At 65.8% G+C, this 1,598-nt stretch carries 1 protein-coding gene; it reads right to left on the bottom strand.

Translation table 11 applies throughout. From position 1 onward, the window contains the following. On the bottom strand, positions 1–1,598 hold a 1,598-nt coding region (locus BLU17_RS32040), incomplete at both ends, for an electron transfer flavoprotein-ubiquinone oxidoreductase (RefSeq protein ID WP_143189413.1).

The raw sequence follows: 1,598 nt of genomic DNA, 5'->3' as shown, positions 1-1,598 counted from the left end.
CCGCCGCCGCCTTCCGGCGTGACCCAGACGATGTTCTGCGTCGGGTCCTTGATGTCGCAGGTCTTGCAGTGCACGCAGTTCTGCGCGTTGATCTGCAGACGGTCGCCGCCGTCGTCGTTCTTCACGAACTCGTACACGGCAGCCGGACAGAAGCGCGCCTCGGGGCCAGCGTAGGTGCGCAGGTTCACGTTCACGGGCACGCTCGCGTCCTTGAGCGTGAGGTGCGACGGCTGGTTCTCCTCGTGATTCGTGTTCGAGATGAACACCGAGGAAAGCCGGTCGAACGTGAGCTTGCCGTCGGGTTTCGGATACTCGATCGGCTGGCACTGCGAAGCGGGCCTGAGCATCTCGTGGTCGCGATGCTGGTGATGCAGCGTCCACGGCACGTTGCCGCCCAGCAGCTTCTGCTCGATGCCCACCATCAGCGTGCCGAAGTACAGGCCCTTGCTCATCCACTGCTTGAAGTTGCGCGCCTTGTACAGTTCCGTGTAGAGCCACGACTGCCGGAACGCCTCCGGATAGGCCGCGAGTTCATCGGCCTGGCGGCCCGCCTGCACGGCTTCGAATGCGGCGTCGGCGGCCAGCATGCCGGTCTTGATCGCCGCGTGGCTGCCCTTGATGCGCGAGGCGTTCAGGAAGCCCGCATCGTCGCCCACGAGCGCGCCGCCCGGGAACACGAGCCTGGGCAGCGACATCAGGCCGCCTGCCGTGATCGCGCGCGCGCCATACGACACGCGCTTGCCGCCCTCCAGATACCTGCGGATTTCCGGATGCGTCTTGTAGCGCTGGAATTCCTCGAACGGCGAGAGGTACGGGTTCTGGTACGCGAGCCCGACGACAAACCCCACCATCACCTGGTTGTTGTCGATGTGGTAGAGGAACGAGCCGCCGTAGGTGTCGGACTCCAGCGGCCAGCCGGCGGTGTGGATCACGAGGCCCGGCTGGTGCTTCGCCGGATCGATCTCCCAGAGTTCCTTGATGCCGATGCCGTAGACCTGCGGGTCCGCGTCCTTGCCGAGCTTGAACTTCTCGTTGAGCTGCCGGCCCAGATGCCCGCGGCAGCCCTCGCAAAAGAGCGTGTACTTCGCGTGCAGCTCCATGCCGGGCTGGAAGTTCTCGGTGGGCTCGCCGTCCTTGCCGATGCCCATGTTGCCGGTGGCGACGCCCTTGACCGAGCCGTCGTCGTTGTAGAGGATTTCGGCGGCCGGAAAGCCCGGAAAGATCTCGACGCCCAGCGCCTCGGCCTGCTGGCCGAGCCAGCGCGTGACGTTGGCGAGGCTGATGACGTAGTTGCCGTGGTTCCTGAAGTTGTCGGGCAGGGCCCAGTTCGGCACGGATCTGGCCGCCGTGCCGGAAAGGAAAAGGAAGCGGTCCTCGGTGACGGGCACGTTCAGCGGCGCGCCCTGTTCCTTCCAGTCGGGGATGAGTTCGTTCAGGGCGCGCGGGTCCATGACCGCGCCGGAGAGGATATGCGCCCCGATTTCCGAGCCTTTTTCCAGCACGCAGACGCCGATTTCGACGCCTTTTTCCGCGGCCTGCTGCTTCAGGCGGATCGCCGCGGAAAGTCCGGCGGGGCCGCCGCCGACGATCACCACGTC

Origin of the sequence: Paraburkholderia lycopersici, assembly GCF_900096975.1 — a bacterium.
GTDB lineage: Bacteria > Pseudomonadota > Gammaproteobacteria > Burkholderiales > Burkholderiaceae > Paraburkholderia > Paraburkholderia lycopersici.
Note: the sequence above shows the minus strand (reverse complement) of the source record. Positions and strands in the feature narration are given on the sequence as shown.